The 17,660-nt window shown below is 67.0% G+C and carries 14 protein-coding genes and 1 pseudogene; 5 read left to right on the top strand and 10 right to left on the bottom strand.

What is annotated here, in order from left to right:
* Positions 1 to 146 precede the first annotated feature (146 nt).
* From WS91_RS19585 to WS91_RS19570, 4 genes are all read right to left on the bottom strand, one after another.
* Entirely contained in the window at positions 147 to 965 is an 819-nt protein-coding gene (locus tag WS91_RS19585; protein WP_038754020.1) for an ABC transporter permease subunit, read from the bottom strand.
* Entirely contained in the window at positions 962 to 1,891 is a 930-nt protein-coding gene (locus tag WS91_RS19580) for an ABC transporter permease subunit (protein WP_038754017.1), read from the bottom strand. Before WS91_RS19580 ends, WS91_RS19585 begins: the two co-directional genes overlap by 4 nt.
* The gene (locus WS91_RS19575; protein ID WP_038754014.1) at positions 1,888 to 3,048 is read right to left on the bottom strand and encodes an ABC transporter ATP-binding protein; all 1,161 of its coding nucleotides are present in this window, start codon (positions 3,046 to 3,048) and stop codon (positions 1,888 to 1,890) included. Before WS91_RS19575 ends, WS91_RS19580 begins: the two co-directional genes overlap by 4 nt.
* A 91-nt stretch (positions 3,049 to 3,139) precedes the next feature.
* Entirely contained in the window at positions 3,140 to 4,234 is a 1,095-nt protein-coding gene (locus tag WS91_RS19570; protein WP_038754011.1) for a polyamine ABC transporter substrate-binding protein, read from the bottom strand.
* Positions 4,235 to 4,620: 386 nt separating this feature from the next.
* Here WS91_RS19570 and WS91_RS19565 point away from each other — a divergent pair, with 386 nt between their 5' ends.
* Positions 4,621 to 5,925 (top strand): Nramp family divalent metal transporter, encoded by a 1,305-nt coding sequence (locus WS91_RS19565; protein ID WP_038754007.1) that lies wholly within the window; start codon positions 4,621 to 4,623, stop codon positions 5,923 to 5,925.
* A 238-nt stretch (positions 5,926 to 6,163) separates the two neighbouring features.
* Entirely contained in the window at positions 6,164 to 6,367 is a 204-nt protein-coding gene (locus WS91_RS19560; protein ID WP_038754004.1) for a DUF1289 domain-containing protein, read from the top strand.
* Positions 6,368 to 6,495: 128 nt separating this feature from the next.
* Here WS91_RS19560 and WS91_RS19555 read toward each other — a convergent pair whose 3' ends face one another.
* From WS91_RS19555 to WS91_RS19545, 3 genes are all read right to left on the bottom strand, one after another.
* Positions 6,496 to 7,140, bottom strand: a complete 645-nt coding sequence (locus WS91_RS19555) for an OmpW/AlkL family protein (protein WP_038754002.1) — start codon at positions 7,138 to 7,140, stop codon at positions 6,496 to 6,498.
* A 72-nt stretch (positions 7,141 to 7,212) separates the two neighbouring features.
* Positions 7,213 to 8,403, bottom strand: coding sequence for an NAD(P)H-dependent flavin oxidoreductase (locus WS91_RS19550; protein ID WP_038754043.1), 1,191 nt, complete (start codon positions 8,401 to 8,403; stop codon positions 7,213 to 7,215).
* A gap of 151 nt (positions 8,404 to 8,554) precedes the next feature.
* On the bottom strand, positions 8,555 to 9,991 hold the full coding sequence (locus tag WS91_RS19545; protein WP_038753999.1) for an aldehyde dehydrogenase family protein: 1,437 nt from the start codon (positions 9,989 to 9,991) through the stop codon (positions 8,555 to 8,557).
* Positions 9,992 to 10,076: 85 nt separating this feature from the next.
* Here WS91_RS19545 and WS91_RS19540 point away from each other — a divergent pair.
* Positions 10,077 to 11,038, top strand: a pseudogene (locus WS91_RS19540) (porin); the annotation flags it as partial.
* A gap of 108 nt (positions 11,039 to 11,146) precedes the next feature.
* Here the strand turns inward: WS91_RS19540 and WS91_RS19535 are convergent.
* The 3 genes from WS91_RS19535 to WS91_RS19525 form a co-directional block, all read right to left on the bottom strand.
* Positions 11,147 to 12,739, bottom strand: a complete 1,593-nt coding sequence (locus tag WS91_RS19535) for an ABC-F family ATPase (RefSeq protein ID WP_082758246.1) — start codon at positions 12,737 to 12,739, stop codon at positions 11,147 to 11,149.
* A gap of 337 nt (positions 12,740 to 13,076) precedes the next feature.
* The gene (locus tag WS91_RS36055; protein WP_156432400.1) at positions 13,077 to 13,397 is read right to left on the bottom strand and encodes a hypothetical protein; all 321 of its coding nucleotides are present in this window, start codon (positions 13,395 to 13,397) and stop codon (positions 13,077 to 13,079) included.
* Positions 13,337 to 15,847: an AsmA family protein gene (locus WS91_RS19525; RefSeq protein ID WP_059670817.1), complete on the bottom strand. Its 2,511-nt coding sequence runs from the start codon at positions 15,845 to 15,847 to the stop codon at positions 13,337 to 13,339. The genes WS91_RS36055 and WS91_RS19525 overlap by 61 nt, the downstream gene beginning before the upstream one ends.
* 133 nt (positions 15,848 to 15,980) lie before the next feature.
* Between WS91_RS19525 and WS91_RS19520 the strand changes: the two genes are divergently transcribed.
* Positions 15,981 to 16,676 (top strand): ABC transporter ATP-binding protein, encoded by a 696-nt coding sequence (locus WS91_RS19520; protein WP_059670816.1) that lies wholly within the window; start codon positions 15,981 to 15,983, stop codon positions 16,674 to 16,676.
* Positions 16,673 to 17,491, top strand: coding sequence for an ABC transporter permease (locus WS91_RS19515; protein WP_059670815.1), 819 nt, complete (start codon positions 16,673 to 16,675; stop codon positions 17,489 to 17,491). Before WS91_RS19520 ends, WS91_RS19515 begins: the two co-directional genes overlap by 4 nt.
* Positions 17,492 to 17,660: the final 169 nt, after the last annotated feature.

The following is a 17,660-nucleotide window of genomic DNA, read 5'->3' as shown; positions in this document are numbered from 1 at the left end:
AGCCCGTGCGGCATTCACCGCACGGGCACTTTCTCAGGACCTTTCCGCAGGCATCTTCCCGGACCGCCGTCAGGCCGACGCCACCGGCATCGGGCAGCGCGCGGCACGCCGACACGCCGCATCCGCGCAGCGGGCGCGCCGGCGCGTCAGGCGGCCTCGGCCATCCGCTTGCGTTCCTGGCGCAGCATCACGTAGTTCGCGGCCACGACGCCGATCGTCACCGCGACGATGAACAGCGTCGCGAGCGCGTTCATCTCGGGGTTGAGGCCGAGGCGCACGCGCGAGAACACGACGAGCGGCAGCGTCGTCGAGCCGGGGCCCGACAGGAACGCGGACAGCACCAGGTCGTCGATCGACAGCGTGAACGACAGCAGCCAGCCGGACACGAGCGCCTGCGAGATCAGCGGCAGCGTGATCGAGAAGAACACCCTGAACGGCGTCGCGCCGAGATCGAGCGCGGCCTCCTCGAGCGACGGGTTCAGCTCGCGCACGCGCGACTGCACGATGATCGCGACATACGAGATGCACAGCATCACGTGGCCGAGCCAGATCGTGAACATCCCGCGGCCGGCGGGCCACCCGAACCACTTGCCGAGCTCGATGAACAACAGCAGCAGCGAGATGCCCTGGATCACCTCGGGAATCACGAGCGGCGCGTTGATCATCCCGCTGTACAGCGCGAAGCCGCGAAAGCGGCCCATCCGCGCGAGCACGAAGCCCGCCCACGTGCCGATGAACACCGAAGCGAACGCGGTCATCGCCGCGATCTTCAGCGACAGCCACGCGGCCGCGATGAGCTCGTCGTCCTCGAGGAGCGCCGTGTACCAGCGCGTCGAGAAGCCTGACCAGACGGTGACGAGCTTCGACTCGTTGAACGAATAGACGACGAGGCTCGCGATCGGGATGTACAGGAAGCCGAAACCGATGGCAAGCATCAGCACCTGCAAATAGCGATTCGGCTTCATCGGCGGCGGCCCTCCTGCTCCTTCGCCTGGAAGTACTGGAACATCGCCATCGGCACGAGCAGCAGCAGCACCATCGCGCACGTCACGGCCGACGCCATCGGCCAGTCCGCGTTGTTGAAAAACTCGTTCCACATCACGCGACCGATCATCAGCGTGTTCGCGCCGCCGAGCAGCTCCGGAATCACGTATTCGCCGACGGCGGGAATGAACACGAGCAGGCAGCCCGCGATGATCCCGTTCCTCGACAGCGGCAGCGTGATCTGCACGAACGCCTTCCACGGCTTCGCGCCGAGATCGTACGCGGCTTCGAGCAGGCGCAAGTCCATCTTCACGAGGTGCGCGTAGAGCGGCATCACGAGGAACGGCAGGTACGAATAAACCATCCCGATGTAGACGCCGACGTTCGTGCGGTACAGCTCGATCGGCGTGCTGATGAGGCCCGTCCACATCAGAAAGTTGTTGAGCAGCCCGTTGTTCTTCAGGATGCCGATCCATGCGTACACGCGGATCAGGAACGACGTCCAGAACGGCAGCATCACCGCCATCATCAGGATGTTGCGCGTGCCCGGATTCGAGCGCGCGATGTAGTACGCCATCGGATAGCCGATCAGCAGGCACAGCAGCGTCGTGACCGCCGCGACGACGACCGAATTCACGTAGGTCGCGAAATACAGGCTGTCGCTGAAGAGGAACGCGTAGTGCTGCAGGTTCAGCTTGATGCCGAGCACGCCGTCCGCGAGCGACGTCAGCTCCGTGTACGGCGGAATGCCGAGCCGCAGCTCCGCGAAGCTGATCTTCACGACGAGGATGAACGGCACGAGGAAAAACAGCACGAGCCAGAAGAACGGGCCCGCGATCACGGCCGTTCTGCCCGTCAGGCCGAACTTCCTGACCGGCCACGCAAGCAGGGACGAAAGCGCGTTCATGACGTCAGCACCACGCCGGCGGCGGCGCTCCAGCGCACGTAGATTTCGTCGCCGTACGCGGGCGAATCGAGATCGGCGATCGCGAGGCTCGACACGTTTGCGATCACCGTCTTCCCGGAATCGAGCTTCACGTGATACAGCGAATAGCCGCCCATGTACGCGACGTTCGTGACGACGCCGTGGCCCCAGTTGTACGCGCCGTCGGCGGGCTTGCGCGTGAGCGCGATCCGCTCCGGGCGCACCGACACCGTGACAGGCATCCCGAGCGGGCCCGTGATCCCGTGGTTCACGTACAGCCGGCACGGCAGATCCGGCGATTCGATGAACACGTGATCGGGCTCGTCCTCGACGGTCACGCCCTCGAACAGGTTCGTCGAGCCGATGAACTCGGCGGAGAAGCGGCAGTTCGGATACTCGTAGACTTCGTGCGGCGTGCCGATCTGCACGATCTGGCCTTCGCTCATCACGGCTAGGCGGCTCGCCATCGTCATCGCCTCTTCCTGGTCGTGCGTGACCATGATGCAGGTGACGCCGACCTTCTCGAGAATGTTGACGAGCTCGATCTGCGTGCGCTGACGGATCTGCTTGTCGAGCGCCGACATCGGCTCGTCGAGCAGGAGCAGCTTCGGCCGCTTGACGAGCGAGCGCGCGAGCGCGGCCCGCTGCTGCTGGCCGCCCGAGAGCTGGTGCGGCTTGCGGCTCGCGTAGCGGGCCATCTGCACGAGCTCGAGAGCGTCGCGCACGCGCTCCTTCAGCTCGGCCTTCGGCACGCCTTCCTGCTTGAGGCCGAACGCGACGTTCGCCTCGACCGTCATGTGCGGGAACAGCGCGTACGACTGGAACATCATGTTCACGGGCCGCTTGTACGGCGGCATCTGCGCGAGGTCCTCGCCGTCGATCAGGATCTTGCCCGACGTGATCGTCTCGAGGCCGGCGAGCATCCGCAGCAGCGTGGACTTGCCGCACCCGGAGCTGCCGAGGAGCGCGAACAGCTCGCCCTTTCGCACGGTCAGCTCGACGTTGCGCACCGCGAAGGTCTCGCCGAACTTCTTGACGACGTCGATGATCTGGACAAAGTTTTCGGCGCGCTCGTCGGCGCCCGTCTGCGGCCCATAGGACGGCGCGCCCGCCACCGCCGCGCCCGACTGACTATTCATGATGTGCTGCTGTGCTCCTACGTTTGACGAACAAAGCCCCCGGGGGTACCAGGGGCTTCTCAAGGGTTGCTGCGATACGGCGCGTTTCGCGTCAGCGTCCCGATTTCAGCTCGGTCCACAGACGCGTTTGCAGGCGCTGGATCTCAGGCGGCAGCGGCTTGAGCAGGAACAGCGTCTTCACGACGTCCGGATGCGGGTAGACGGCCGGATCGTTCGCGACGTCCGCACGCACGTACTTGCGCGCTTCCGCGTTCGCGCTCGGGTAGTAGACCGCGTTCGTGATCGCCGCGTGAACCTTCGGATCTTCGATGTAGTTGATCCATTGCAGTGCGGCGTCCTTGTTCTTCGCGTCCTTCGGGATCGCCATCACGTCGAACCACACGGGCGCGCCGCCCTTCGGCACGTAGTACTCGACCTTGTACGGCTTCTTCGCCTCGAGCGCGCGGTGCTTCGCGATCACGACGTCGCCCGACCAGCCGAACGCGAAGCAGATGTCGCCGCCGACCATGTCGTTGATGTAGCCCGACGAGTTGAATTGCGTGATGTACGGGCGGATCTTCTTGAGCACCTGCATCGCGGCCTGGTAGTCGGCCGGGTTCGTGCTCATCGGATCTTTGCCGATGTAGTGGAGCGTCGCCGCGAACATCTGGTCGGGCGCGTCGAGCACCGACACGCCGCACGCCTTCAGCTTCGAGAGGTTCTCCGGCTTGAACAGGATGTCCCAGTTGTCGAGCGGCACCTTGCCGAGGATCTTCTGCGCCTTGTCGACGTTGTAGCCGAGGCCCGTCGTGCCGTACGCCCAGGGCACCACGTACTTGTTGCCCGGATCGGCGCCCGCGACGAGCGCCATCAGTTGCGGATCAAGATACTTGAGGTTCGGCAGCTTCGATTTGTCGAGCGGCGCGAAGATGCCGGCCTGGATCTGCTTGCCCGCGTAGTTGCTCGTCGGCACGACGATGTCGTAGCCCGAGTTGCCGGTCAGGAGCTTCGCCTGCAGCGTGTCGTCGCTGTCGTAGTTGTCATAGCGGACCTTGACGCCCGTCTGCTTCTCGAAGTTCGGGATCGTGTCCTTCGCAATGTAGTCCGACCAGTTATAGACGTTGAGCTGCGCATCCTTCGCCGCCGCCACCGATGCGCCCGCGCAGAGCGCAAGTGCCGTCAACCGGCCCGCCACCTTTGCCTTCATCCCGTATCTCCCTGATCGAACCGATTCGATCGCCGTCAGCCTCGCCGTCGCGGCGCGCCGTTTCGCGCCGCCCCTTGAAAACCCCGAAAGCTACCACTAATCCGCCCCTGCCACAAAAGTTTCCCGCCCTTGTCGTACAAACGGAACACATTTGCACTTTTCGATTGCACGGCGGGGCACCGCGACGCAGCAGGTGGGCGCAATTTTATCGGGTTATCGGCGCGTGTCCATCCTGAAAAATGGCCCGCGCGCGCCGAACGGATCACCTACCCTAAATTCAGGCGGCGCCCGTTCGTCGTTCCGAATAGAAGGACGGGCCGCCCGCCCGTTCGAACGCCGCGCCCGCGCTAAGCCGCACGCGGCGAACCGTTCGTCGGACCGCCAACATGAACAGTCATCCGCTCGCCGCCCGCCGCACGTCGTCGCGCCGTCCCTCCGCCGGCGGGCCGGGCGGCGGCCGCCGCTGGGCCACGTTCGTCGGCGCGGGCGTGCTCGTCGCCGTCGGCTACATGGACCCCGGCAACTGGGCGACCGCGCTCGCGGGCGGCGCGGGGTACGGCTACGCGCTTCTCGGCGTCGTTGTCGCCGCGAGCCTGATGGCGATGCTGCTGCAATGGCTCGCCGCCCGGATCGGCGTCGTGTCCGGGCGCGATCTCGCGCAGCTCTGCCGCGAGCGCTTCGATCCGCGCGTGACCGTGCTGCTATGGATCGCCGCCGAAATCGCGATCATCGCGTGCGACGTCGCCGAGGTCGTCGGCGCGGCGGTCGCGCTGCAGATGCTCTTCGGCGTGTCGCTGACCGCGGGCGTGCTGATGTCGGCGGTCGGCACGCTCGCGATGCTCGCGCTCGAGCGGCGCGGCCGGCGCTCGCTCGAGGCGGCGATCGCGTCGCTCATCCTCTTCGTCGGCCTCTGCTTCGTGATCGAGGTCGCGCTCGCGCGGCCCGACTGGCGAGCGGCGCTCGCGGGTACCGCGCCGTCGCCGCGGCTGCTGCGCGACGCCGGCATGCTGTGGCTCGCGGCGGGCATCCTCGGCGCGACCGTGATGCCGCACAACCTCTATCTGCACTCGATGCTCGTCAAGCACCACGCGACCGAGCGCGACGAGCAGTCGATCCGGCGCGCGCTGTTCGGCGTCAATCTCGACACGTTCGTGTCGCTCGGTTTCGCGTTCGTGATCAATGCGGCGCTTCTCATCGTCGCGGCGGCCGTGTTCCACGCAAGCGGCCACGGCGACGTCACCGATCTCGCCGACGCGCACCGGCTCATCGAGCCGCTCGTCGGCAACCGCTGGGCGGGCCTGTTGTTCGCCGCCGCGTTGCTCGCGTGCGGCCTGTCGGCGACGGTGACGGGCACGCTCGCCGGCCAGGCGGTCATGGAAGGCTTCCTGAAGCTCACGCTGCCGCGCTGGCAACGCGCGCTCCTCACCCGCGCGCTCGCGATCGGGCCCGCGCTCGCCGCAGTCGGCCTCTTCGGGCAGCACGGATCGAATCAGTTGCTCGTCGCGAGCCAGGTGGTGCTGAGCCTGCAGTTGCCGCTCGCGATGGTTCCGCTCGTCGTGTTCGCATCGAGCCGCGAGCTGATGGGCGGCTGGCGGGTCCGCGGCCTGCCGCTCGCGGCCGCATGGGCGTGCGCCGCCGTGATCCTGTTGCTGAACGGCGCGCTCGTCTGGCAGATCGTCGCCGCGGCGTGAGCGGGCGAAATCGGCTCGACTCGCACCGCTCGGACTCGGCCCGATTCGCATGCCGCCGGCGGCACTTCTTCGATGGGGCGTTCGGTTGCTCGATTCGAAAGTCGCGGCGAAATCGGCTGGACGTTTCGGTCTGGCCGCGGGCCTGCCCCGCCCGGATCGGCTTCGGCGGACGTTTCGCGCACATGCTTTAACATAGCGGCTTGCCGCTCGCGCGGCGATCACCGAATTCAACGCTCCGATGGCCTCGAATCTTCACGACAAACCCGACAGCCCCTGCATCGGCGTCTGCTCGACGCTCTTCGACGAAGTCTGCAAAGGCTGCGGACGCACGGCGCTCGAAGTCTCGAACTGGGTGTTCATGACCGAAGCCGAGAAACAGGCGGTCTGGGAGCGCATCACGCGCGAAGGCACCGCCATGCGCTTCCAGTACGACAAGCTATAGGCACACGCCGCGCCGCACATGCGGCGCAAACACATTCGATCAGCATACCGAAACGAATCGACACAAAAAAAGGACGGCACGCAAGAAGCCGTGCCGCCAACCCCAACACTTTTCGATTCTTTCGATACTTAGAACTTCATGCCGACGCCGACGCCCACGACGAGCGGATCGATGTTCAGCCGGCCGAGCGGCTGGCCGCCGAGCGTCGCGTCGGTGTGCATCCAGATCTTCTTCACGTCGACGTTGACGAACACCTTCTTCGTCACCTGAACGTCGACGCCGAACTGCAGCGCGGGACCGAAGCTGTGATTGTTGATCCCGATTCCCTCGCCGCCCGCGTGCAACCCGTTGTTGTAGAACAGCGTGTAGTTGATGCCCGCGCCGACATACGGACGCACCTTGCCGGCGTGGTTGAAGTGGTACTGCAGCAAGAGCGTCGGCGGCAGCACGCCGACGCCGCCGAGATCGCCGAGCGACGACGTGAGCTGATGCCGCGACGTGCCGAGAATCAGCTCGACGCCCAGGTAATCGCGAATCATGTAAGTGAAGTCGAGTTCGGGGACGATCGCATTGTTCACGCCCACGTTCAGCGCCGACAACGTATTGCTCGTGCGCTCGTCCGGCATGATGCTGATCCCGCGAACGCGCGCGATGATATCGCCTTGATTGATGCCCTCCCCGGGCGAAGCCGCATGCGACAGCGACGGAATCATCGCAAGGCCGGCTGCGCAGGCGATGGCGGTAGTGCAAGTACGAAGTGTTTGACGACGCATGATAAGGACCCCCTAAGAACAGGCCTCATTCTCAGGGGATGGTTCCCCACTTATATTGACCGACATCAAGTGTCACGCCAGCGAGAAAGTGGGGCGGTTTGTCGCAGGTTCCGGCGCAGTGCCCGTGAGCAGCAACTCGAGCAGGTCGCGCACGCTGCGAATCGCCTGCCCGAACGGCAGCGACTCGCGACCGCGGAAGAAGAGCCCATTCGCGACGTCGCCGCGCAATGCGGCGGCAAGACGCGTATCGATGCAGAAGTGGCCGAAGCGCTCGATGCCGTCGCGCAATCCGCACACGCTCAGGCATTCGAGCGCGGAAGGGCAGCGCTGCTTGAGCGCACCGATCTTCGCGCGGATGCGCGCCTCGTGCCGCAGATAGCGCTCGAGCCACGGCGTCTTCACCGCCCGCGCGGGCAGGCCCGTCACGCTCACGAATTCGACGATGTCCTCCGGCGTCGCATTCGCGAGCACGCGCTTGAAGTTCGGATGTGCGTCGCCCTCCTCCGTGACCGCGAACGGTGTGCCCACCTGCACGCCGTTCGCGCCTTCCGCGAGCGCCGCGCGCACTGCCTCGTGGCTGTTGATGCCGCCCGCGACAATGAGCGCAATGCGCTCGCGCTCGAGACCGAGCGACGCGAACGTCTGCCGCGTTTCGTCGATGACGCGCGCGAACTCGAAGCGCGGATCGCTCATGTCATCGAGGCTCGTCACGCCGAGATGGCCGCCCGCATGCGCCGGATGCTCGATCACGATCGCATCGGGCAGGCGCCCCTTCTTCATCCACTTCTTCAGCACGAGCGCGATCCCGCGGCTGTCCGACAGAATCGGAATCAGCGCGATGTCGTGCCCCTGCGTCATGTCCGGCAGATCGAGCGGCAGCCCGGCGCCCATCACGATCGCGTCCGCGCCGAATTCGCACGCGATGCGCACGTAGTCCGCATGCGAGCGCACCGCCTTCATCACGTTGACCGCGATCATGCCGCGCCCTTCGCTCCACGTCTTCGCGCGCTGGATCTCGCGCGCGAGCGCTTCGAGATTGGCGGCCTCCATCGTCTCGCGATCAGGATGCAGCCGGCAGCGCTCGATCAGATCGGTATGGTGATGGCGCAAGTCGATGCTCGCGATCGTGCCGAGCGCGCCTTCGCGCGCGACGCTTCCGGCGAGCCGATGGGCGGAAATGCCGACGCCCATCCCGCCCTGCACGATGGGCAACAGCGAACGGCCGCGAATCCTGAGCGGCGGAAAAGGAATGGGACCGGTCATCGCAACCTCTCGATACGGCAGAAAGAGCTCGATGATCGGCGATTGCCGACGAAGCGCCTTGACCGTCGTCAAGAAAAACGGCATGCGTCCGCGCGGACGCATGCCGTGTCGTCACAAAAAGAGGTGCGCTCGATGCGTGCTTATGCGTCCGTCACGCGTTCTTATTCGGACGCAGCTGCATCGATTTGTATTCGAGATATTCCTCGAGCCCGTACACGCCGTTCTCGCGGCCGATCCCCGACTGTTTGAAACCGCCGAACGGCGCGGCCATGTTCCATGCGCCGCCGTTGATGTCGATCTGGCCCGTGCGAATGCGGCGCGCGACGCGCAACGCGCGCTCGTCGCTGCCCGACCACACCGCGCCGCCGAGGCCGTACGGCGAATCGTTCGCGATCCGCACCGCGTCGTCGTCGTCGCGATAGGTGATGATCGACAGCACGGGGCCGAAGATCTCTTCCTGCGCGATCGTCGCATCGGGCTTCACGCGGCCGAACACGGTCGGCTTCACGAAGAAGCCGCGCGCGATTCCCTCCGGCAGGCCGAGGCCGCCCGTGACAAGCTCCGCGCCTTCGTCGATGCCGCGCCGGATGTAATCCTGCACGCGCTCTTGCTGAACCGCCGACGCGAGCGCGCCGAGGCGCGTCGCGTCGGCGCGCGGATCGCCCGCCACGTAGGTTTCCGCCGCGGCCTTCGCGAGATCGCGCGCCTCCTCGTAACGCGATTCCGGCACGAGCATTCGCGTGTGCGCGGAGCACGTCTGGCCCGCGTTCAGATAGCACGCGGACACCGTGCCCTTCACCGCGGCCGCGAAATCGGCGTCGTCGAGAATCACCGACGCCGACTTGCCGCCCAGCTCGAGCGCGACGCGCTTCACGCCGGCCGCGGCGAGCTCGGCGACGCGCTTGCCCGCGCGCGTCGAGCCGGTGAACGACACCATGTCTACGCCGGCGTCGCTCGCGAGCGCTTCGCCGACGACGGGACCGTAACCGCACACGAGGTTGAACACGCCGGCGGGCAGTCCGGCGTCGTGAATCGCTTCGGCGAGGATGAACGCATTGAGCGGCGCGACTTCCGACGGCTTGAGCGCAACCGTGCAGCCCGCCGCGAGCGCGGCCGCGACCTTCAGCGTGATCTGGTTGAGCGGGTAATTCCACGGCGTGATCGCCGCGACGACGCCGACGGGCTCCCGCACGACAAGCGAATTGCCGACCTGCTCCTCGAACGCGAACGTCTCGGCGAGCTTCGCATACGCGCCCCAGTTGTAGACCGGGCCGCCGACCTGAATCGCGCGCGACAGCTTGATCGGCATGCCGACTTCGCCCGTGATCGACTGCGCGAGCTCCTCGCTGCGCGCCTTCAGGTTGTCGGCGATCTTGTGCAGATAGCGGGCGCGCTCGGCGGGCGGCGTCGCGGCCCAGCCGTCGAACGCGGCGCGCGCGGCGGCGACGGCCGCCTTCGCGTCCTCCGCCGTGCCCTCGGGAATGCGGCCGATCACGGCCTCCGTGCCGGAGTCGATCACGTCGATCGCGCCCTTGCCCGCGCTCGGGCGCCACGTGCCGCCGATGTAGAACTGCTCGTAGGTTTTCATCGTGGTGTTCCTGTCTCCGTGGAATGCGGACATTCTACCCGTCGACGACGCGATCGACGCCCTCGCGCATGACGCGCGGATGACGGGCGCGGAGGATCTCGGCGGCGGCCTGAAGGCGATCTTCACGATCGAAAACGGCTTCAATCCGAACACCGGCGCGCTCGGACAAAACGGGCGCATGTTCGGACGCCAATCGTTCGTCGGACTCGCGAGCGCGCGATTCGGCACGATCACGATCGGCCGCCAGTACGACGCGCTCGTCGACGTCGCATGGCCCATCACCGCCAGCTATTCGTTCGGCAGTGTCTACGCGACGCCCGGCGACGTCGACAACTACGATACGTCGTCGCGCACGAGCAATGCGATCAAATACACGTCGCCCACGCTCGCGGGCTTCACGTTCGTCGGCATGTGTGCGCTCGGCGGCGTCGCCGGCGAGGCGGGCGCGGGTCAAACCTGGTCGGCCGGCCTGTCGTACGGCAACGGGCCGCTCAGCGTCGCGGGCGGCTATTTCCATGCGCAGAGCGCGTCAGCGCCGGGCAGGACGCGCGACGCATGGGCCGGCACGTCGGACGGCACGTTCGACGGCTCGCTCGTCAACGGCGCGTACGCGTCGGCCAAATCGATCGACACCGCGCGCGCCGCCGTGCAATACGCTTCGGGCCGTTCACGGCCGGCGTCGATTACAGCAATGCACGCCACAAGCCCGATGCGCTCTCGACGTTCCGCACGACCCAACGTTACGACACCGGGCGCGGATTCGCGAACTATCAGGCGACGCAGGCGCTGCTCGTCGGCATCGGATACCGCTACACGAAGGCGCGCGGCGATGCGAGCGCGGCCTATCACCCGGTGTCGGCGGGCGCCGATTACGTCCTGCCCAAGCGAACCGATCTGTATCTCGTCTGCGCGTGGCAACGCGCGACGGGCACGCAACGCACCCTCGACGGCGGCACGCAGCGCGCGCAGGCGTCGATCGGCTCGTACGGACACGGCGGCACCGACACGCAAAGCATCGTCAATCTCGGCATGCGGCATCGGTTCTGACGGGCGTCGGTTCTGACCGGCATCGGCGACGGCCGGCAACGCCGGTCGCGCAAAGAAAAAAGCCCGCTTCCGAGGAAGCGGGCTTGTCGCTCCGGCATGCGGACGCTATTACTGCACACCCTTGCTCCCGAGGAAATCCTCGTAATTCCCGCCGAAGTCGACGAGCTTGCCGTCCGTCGTCACTTCGATGATCCGGTTCGCGAGGCCGCTCACGAATTCGCGGTCGTGCGACACGAAGATCAGCGTGCCTTCGAACTTCTCGAGCGCGATCTGCAGCGACTCGATCGACTCCATGTCCATGTGGTTCGTCGGCTCGTCCATCAAGAGCACGTTGTGGCGGCCGAGCATCAGCTTGCCCCAGATCATGCGGCCCTTCTCGCCGCCCGACAGCACCTTCACCGATTTCTTGATGTCGTCCGCCGAGAACAGCAGGCGGCCGAGCGTGCCGCGCACCATCGTCTCGTCGTCGCCGTCCTTGCGGTACTGGTCGATCCAGTCCATCAGCGTGACGTCGTTCGGGAACTCCTCGTAGGTGTCCTGCGGCATGTAGCCGACGTTCGCGTTCTCGGCCCACTTCACCGTGCCGTGATCGAGCGCGAGATTGCCGACGAGCGCGCGCAGCAGCGTCGTCTTGCCCGCGCCGTTCTCGCCGATGATCGCGATGCGCTCGCCCGGCTGCACCGACAGGTTGAAGTGCTCGAAGATCGTACGCTCGTACCGCTTCGTGATCGAATCCGCGACCACCGCGATGTTGTGCAGCTTCTTCTCGAATTCGAAACGGATGAATGGGTTCTGCCGCGAAGAAGGCTTGAATTCCTCGATCTTGATCTTGTCGATCTGCTTCGCGCGGCTCGTCGCCTGGCGGGCCTTCGACTTGTTCGCCGAGAAGCGGCGCACGAAGTCCTGCAGCTCTGCCACGCGCTCCTTCGCGCGCGCGTTCGCGGCGGCCTGGCGCTCGCGCGCCTGCGCGGACGCGAGCATGTAGTCGTCGTAGTTGCCCGGCCACACCTTCAGCGTGCCGTAGTCCATGTCGGCCATGTGCGTGCACACCGAGTTCAGGAAGTGACGATCATGCGAGATGATGATCATCGTCGAATCGTAGTTGTTGAGCGTGTCTTCGAGCCAGCGGATCGAGTTGATGTCGAGGTTGTTGGTCGGCTCGTCGAGCAGCAGCACGTCCGGATTCGAGAACAGCGCCTGCGCGAGCAGCACGCGCAGCTTCCAGCCCGGCGCGACGTCGCGCATCGGACCGCTGTGGAATTTCTCCTCGATGCCGATGCCGAGCAGCAGCGCGCCCGCGCGCGCCTCGGCGTCGTAGCCGCCGTACTCGGCGAACTTCGCCTCGAGCTCGGCCGCGTGCATGTAGTCGTCGTCGGTCGCCTCGGGGTTCGCGTAGATCGCATCGCGCTCGGTCATCGCGGCCCACATCTCCGTGTGGCCCATCATCACGACGTCGAGCACGCGCACGTCCTCGTACGCGAACTGGTCCTGGCGCAGCTTGCCGAGACGAACGTTCGGCTCCAGCGCGACGTTGCCCGCGGACGGCTCGAGATCGCCGCCCAGGATCTTCATGAAGGTCGACTTGCCGCAGCCGTTCGCCCCGATGAGGCCGTAGCGGTTGCCCTCCCCGAACTTGACCGAGATGTTCTCGAACAGGGGCTTGGGCCCGAATTGCATCGTGATGTTGGCGGTAGAAAGCACGGCAGATCCCGTTAAGAGATAGATCGACGGAAAACCGGGCATTTTAACAGGAGTCGGTGAATCGCAGGGCCGCGTGTCCTTCTTGCCCCGAAAACGGGCGTGCGATACGCCCGCTTTTCCTTCGGCGGCCGACATGAAAATTGGCGTCGAATCGCCGGCCCGCCGCGCTCGCGGCACGGCCATGTCCTCCGGGGAGAAAGCCTCGTGACGCAAAGCCAGTTGGATTGCGCGTCATGCCGGCCCAGCGAGCCCCGTCCGGCCTGCCGGGCCGCCACGACCGCCACCCCGGCGGCAGCGGAGCCCCTTCACCCGCGGCTTATCGAGCGCGCGAGATCCGTCATGCGGGCGTTCGCGCCACGCCGCTGCGTCGACAGCGATGAAGCGCCCGCGCGCCGATCTCATCGATCTCATCGATCTCATCGATCTCATCGATCTCATCGATCTCATCGATCTCATCGATCTCATCGATCTCATCGATCTCATCGATCTCATCGATCTCATCGATCTCGTCGATCTCGTCGATCTCGTCGATCTCGTCGATCTCGTCGATCTCATCGATCGCATCGATCGCGTCGATCCGGCCCGCACGCGCCGCCGTCACTTGCCGGCGCTCGCCGCCTTTTGCGGCGCCTTCAATTGCGCAAACAGCTCCGAGCACGGCACGTCCCTGTTGTTGCTCGGCGCGATCAGCGGGATCAGCGCCGCGAGCGGATTCAGCAGCCCGAGGCCGACCATCGCGCCCGCGCGCAGCGCAAGCGCGCCCGCATCGACGCCGACGTCCGGATTCTTGAACGTCCCCTTCACGTACAGCGGCGAGCGCAGCGAAAACACGCGGAACCCCTTCGTATGCGGGTGGACCTTCAGGTTCATCGACTCGTTGCGCAAGTCGATCGGGCCGTCGATGTTGATCAGCGCGTCGTCGGTGTCGAACGCAAACAGCTTCGTGTCGAGCAAGCCGTTGGTCGCCACGAAATCAATGGCCGCGCAATTGATCTTCACGTCGTGGCCGCCGAACATCTTCTCGTAGAGGACGTTGGCGACGTTCAGGCCCGCGGCTTCCATCAGCAGCCTGCTGATCGCGCCGTTGGTCATGATCATCTTCACTTCGCCGTTCGACGTCGCCGCGAGCGCGGCGGGCGAGTTGCCGGTCGCGGACAGCGCCGCATCGCCGTTGATCTCGCCGAGCGCGGACTGCATGACCTTCTGCGTCGGGAACAGCTGCCTGAGTTTCAGATGTCGCGCGGCGACCGCAAAGCGGCCCTTGAGCGGCGCGGCGCTGCCGTCGAGACGCGCGGTGGTCGCGAGCGAGCCGCCCGCGACGCCGAACTTCAGCGGCTCGAGCGACAGCACCCCGTCCGTCATCACGATGTGCGTGTACAGATCGGTGATCGGCAGCGCAGCGCCCTTGATCAGCTTGCGGCCCGTGAACTTGACGTCGGCGTCGAGCGCGCGCCAGCGGTCGGTGCGGAACGTCTCGACGGGCAGCACGCGGCCGGGCGGCTGCTTCGTCGTGTCGCCGCGCTGCGCCTTGCTCGCGGCCGTGTCGGCGCCGACGATCGGCGCGAGGTCGGAGAACTGCAGCAGGTTCGACACGAGCTCGCCCGACAGCAGCGGCCGCGGCTCGCGCTGCTGGTACGCAAGCGTGCCGCGCAGATCGCTGCCGCCGACGCGGCCGTTGAAGTTCTCGTAGCGGAACGTGCTCGCGCGCCGCTTGAAATTGCCGAGAAGCCGCCCTTCGGTCGCGTACGGCGGCGTGTCGGGCAAGGTCACGCCCGTGAGCGCATACAGATGCGACATGCTCGAGCCTTGCAGCCACAGGCGCAGGTCGACCGCCGCGAGATGGACGGGATCGGTGAGCGTGCCGACGATCGCGAGCCGCGTGTCGCCCGCCTTCACGTCGGCCTGCAACGGGAACGGCCGCGACGCGTCCTGAAGCGCGAGCACGCCGCCCATCTTGCCCGTGCCGTCGATCGGCACGCCCTTGTAGCGGCCCTTGACGGTCAGGCCGAACGCGTAGGTCGGGCCGGCCGGCTTCGCCGCGGCCGCGGCCGATGCCGCGCTCGCGCGGCTTGCGCCGCCGCTTGCCGCATCGTTTGCCCCCGAAGCGGCCGCGCTCGCCGAGACGGCCGACGCGGACGAGCCAGCCGACGTCGACGATGCGCCCGCGCCCGGCGCGGACGTCCGGCCCGCGGCGCTCGAGCCGGACGATGCGGCGGCCTTCGACGAACCGGATGCGGCCGTCGGAACGCGCTTGCCCGCCGCGTTGGCCTGCTCCGCCCCCTGCGCCGACCGTCCGACGGCGGCAGCGCTACCGCCCGACGCCGCGGCATTCGCGCCCGACGCGCCGCTCGCCGCGGCCGCGCCGCCTGCTCCGGACGCCGCCGCGACCGATGCCGCCGATGCAGCCGAAGCCTCGGACGCGATCTCGGCCTTCGCCTTCGCGGTCAGCTGCGCCGCGCCCTTCTTGCCGACTCGCTGCGCGGACGCCGCCCGCGACGTCTGCTCCTGCTGCGCGAGCACGTCGCCGAGCGGGATCGGCTGGCCGAGCGTGTCGATCGCGACGGTCAGATCGGCTTTCGTGATCGCGTCGCGATACGCGACCGTGCCCTTCGCGAAGCCGAAGTCGCGCAATTGCACCTTCCACGGCGACGGGCCGGAAGACTTCTTGAATTCGAACGTCCAGTTATTGCGGCCGTCGGCGAGGCGCTCGACGTCGAGCGCCGGATTGACGAGCTCGATCGACGGAATCACGACTTCGTGTGCGAGGAGCGGCAGCACCGCGAGCTCGAAGCGCGCTTCGTCGAGCGTCGCGAAATTGGGGGCCTTCGCCCAGGCCGGATTGCCGATGACGACCTGGCTCGCCGAGAACACCGGCCACGGCACCCACGCGCGCCAGCCGGCCTCGCCGTCCGGGCGCCGCCAGCCAACCTTGATGTCGCCGCGAATCTCGAACGGGCGGCCGATCGACGCGCTCGCCTGCTCGTTGATCCAAGGTTTCGCGCGATTCCAGTCGAACGTGAAAACGAACACGCCGAGCGCTGCGGTGAGCACCGCGAAGATGCCGACGATCCACGCCGCGGTTTTGACGAGGGTACGGGTGAGCGTCATGCCAGATTCCGTCGTTGTTCTTCCTGAACCGGCAACGCCGCGCAGCGTGCGCGACGCTGCCACTCACGGTTATTATGGCGCACGATATCGCGCCACCGTCCCCAATTTACCGTTTTTTGCGTTTTTTGCATTTATGACAGCCGATGTCCTGATCGAAGCCCGGCGGATCGCCCGCCGCGACGCGGCGAGCGGCAAAACGCTCCTGGCCCCGACCGATTTCGTGCTCGCGCCGGGCGAGCGGATCGCGCTCACCGGCCCGTCGGGCTCGGGCAAGAGCGTGTTCCTGCGCGCGCTGGCCCTCCTCGATCCGCTCGACGGCGGCGAGCTGCTCTGGTGCGGCAAGCGCGTCGCGCGCGCGGCGATTCCGCGCTACCGGCGCAGCGTCGCGTACGTTCGGCAACGCCCGGCGACGGCCGACGGCACCGTCGAGGATCTGCTGCGCTACCCTTACTCGCTCGCCGTCTACCGCGATGCGCGCTTCGATCGCGCCCGCGTCGCGCGCCTCGCCGCGCAGGCCGGCCGAGGCGACGATTTTCTACGCAAGGCCGCAAGCGAATTGTCGGGCGGCGAGGCGCAGATCGCCGCGCTGCTGCGCGTCTTGCAGCTCGATCCGGACGTGCTGCTGCTCGACGAGCCGACTTCCGCACTCGACCCCGATTCGACCCGCGCAATCGAGGCGCTCGTGTCCGCGTGGTTCGACGCGGCGCCGCATGCGCGCTCGTCGCTGTGGATCTCGCACGATCCGGCGCAGGCGGCGCGCGTCGGCAGGCGGTGCCTGACGATGCACGCCGGCGTGCTCGGCGCCGCCGCGACGGAGGGTGCCCGATGAACGCGCCGCTGCAGGATCTGAGCCTCGTCGACGTCGGGATCGCGGCAGCGCTCGTCGCGATCAACGGCGCGATCTCGGCCGCGCTGTCGCTCGGCCTCGGCCGCAAGCTCGCATGGGCCGCCGCGCGCACCGTCGTCCAACTGCTCGCGATCGGCTACGTACTCGGCTGGGTGTTCGGCCATCCGCGCTGGAACGTCGTGCTGCCGCTCGTCGCGCTGATGACGCTGATCGCGGGCTTCGCGGGCGCCGCGCGCGGCAAGCGGACCTACGCGGGGCAGCGCGCCGACAGCGTCCTGTCGATCTGGGCGAGCAGCTGGTTCGTCGCGGCGATCGGACTGTTCGTCGTGATCCGCATCCATCCGTGGTACGAGCCGCAATATGCGATCCCGATTCTCGGGATGATTCTCGGCAATACGCTGACGGGCGTGTCGCTCGGCATCGAGCGGATGATGGAGGAATTGACCGCGCGGCGCGACCGCGTCGAGACGGCGCTCGCGCTCGGCGCGACGCGCTGGGAGGCCGCGCAGGACGCCGCGCGGCAGGCGGTGCGCGCCGGCATGCTGCCGACGCTGAACCAGATGGTCGTCGTCGGCGTCGTGAGCCTGCCGGGAATGATGACGGGCCAGGTGCTCGCCGGACAGTCGCCGCTGCAAGCGGTCCGCTATCAGATCGTCATCATGTTCCTGATCGCGGCGGCGTCCGCGCTCGGCACCGTCGGCGCGGTGCTGTGCACTTACCGGCGGCTCTTCTCCGCCGAGCACCGGTTTCTCGCCTCGCGGCTCCTCGAGCGGGGGACGGCCAGGAACGGCGGGTAACGCGCGGGCGTTCGCGTTGGGGATGTCGATGCGCGGGGCGGTCGCTCGATCACTCGTCGCGTCGGTCGGCTGGGGATGGTCGGCGAGTTGATTGACGGTTGGCGGTTGGCGGTCGGCGGTTGGCGGTTGGCGGTTGGCGGTTGGCGGTTGGCGGTTGGCGGTTGGCGGT

It is taken from the genome of Burkholderia sp. MSMB1498 (assembly GCF_001526245.1).
GTDB lineage: Bacteria > Pseudomonadota > Gammaproteobacteria > Burkholderiales > Burkholderiaceae > Burkholderia > Burkholderia savannae.
This window is presented reverse-complemented; position numbering and strand designations above follow the sequence as displayed.

What these genes read in the sequence shown, in the direction of transcription:
- WS91_RS19555 (WP_038754002.1), bottom strand. Translation starts at nt 7,140, where the DNA reads ATGCGTCGTCAAACACTTCGTACTTGCACTACCGCCATCGCCTGCGCA.
- WS91_RS19585 (WP_038754020.1), bottom strand. Translation starts at nt 965, where the DNA reads ATGAAGCCGAATCGCTATTTGCAGGTGCTGATGCTTGCCATCGGTTTC.
- WS91_RS19525 (WP_059670817.1), bottom strand. Translation starts at nt 15,847, where the DNA reads ATGACGCTCACCCGTACCCTCGTCAAAACCGCGGCGTGGATCGTCGGC.
- WS91_RS19515 (WP_059670815.1), top strand. Translation starts at nt 16,673, where the DNA reads ATGAACGCGCCGCTGCAGGATCTGAGCCTCGTCGACGTCGGGATCGCG.
- WS91_RS19575 (WP_038754014.1), bottom strand. Translation starts at nt 3,048, where the DNA reads ATGAATAGTCAGTCGGGCGCGGCGGTGGCGGGCGCGCCGTCCTATGGG.
- WS91_RS19560 (WP_038754004.1), top strand. Translation starts at nt 6,164, where the DNA reads ATGGCCTCGAATCTTCACGACAAACCCGACAGCCCCTGCATCGGCGTC.
- WS91_RS19550 (WP_038754043.1), bottom strand. Translation starts at nt 8,403, where the DNA reads ATGACCGGTCCCATTCCTTTTCCGCCGCTCAGGATTCGCGGCCGTTCG.
- WS91_RS19580 (WP_038754017.1), bottom strand. Translation starts at nt 1,891, where the DNA reads ATGAACGCGCTTTCGTCCCTGCTTGCGTGGCCGGTCAGGAAGTTCGGC.
- WS91_RS19565 (WP_038754007.1), top strand. Translation starts at nt 4,621, where the DNA reads ATGAACAGTCATCCGCTCGCCGCCCGCCGCACGTCGTCGCGCCGTCCC.
- WS91_RS19520 (WP_059670816.1), top strand. Translation starts at nt 15,981, where the DNA reads ATGACAGCCGATGTCCTGATCGAAGCCCGGCGGATCGCCCGCCGCGAC.
- WS91_RS19545 (WP_038753999.1), bottom strand. Translation starts at nt 9,991, where the DNA reads ATGAAAACCTACGAGCAGTTCTACATCGGCGGCACGTGGCGCCCGAGC.
- WS91_RS19570 (WP_038754011.1), bottom strand. Translation starts at nt 4,234, where the DNA reads ATGAAGGCAAAGGTGGCGGGCCGGTTGACGGCACTTGCGCTCTGCGCG.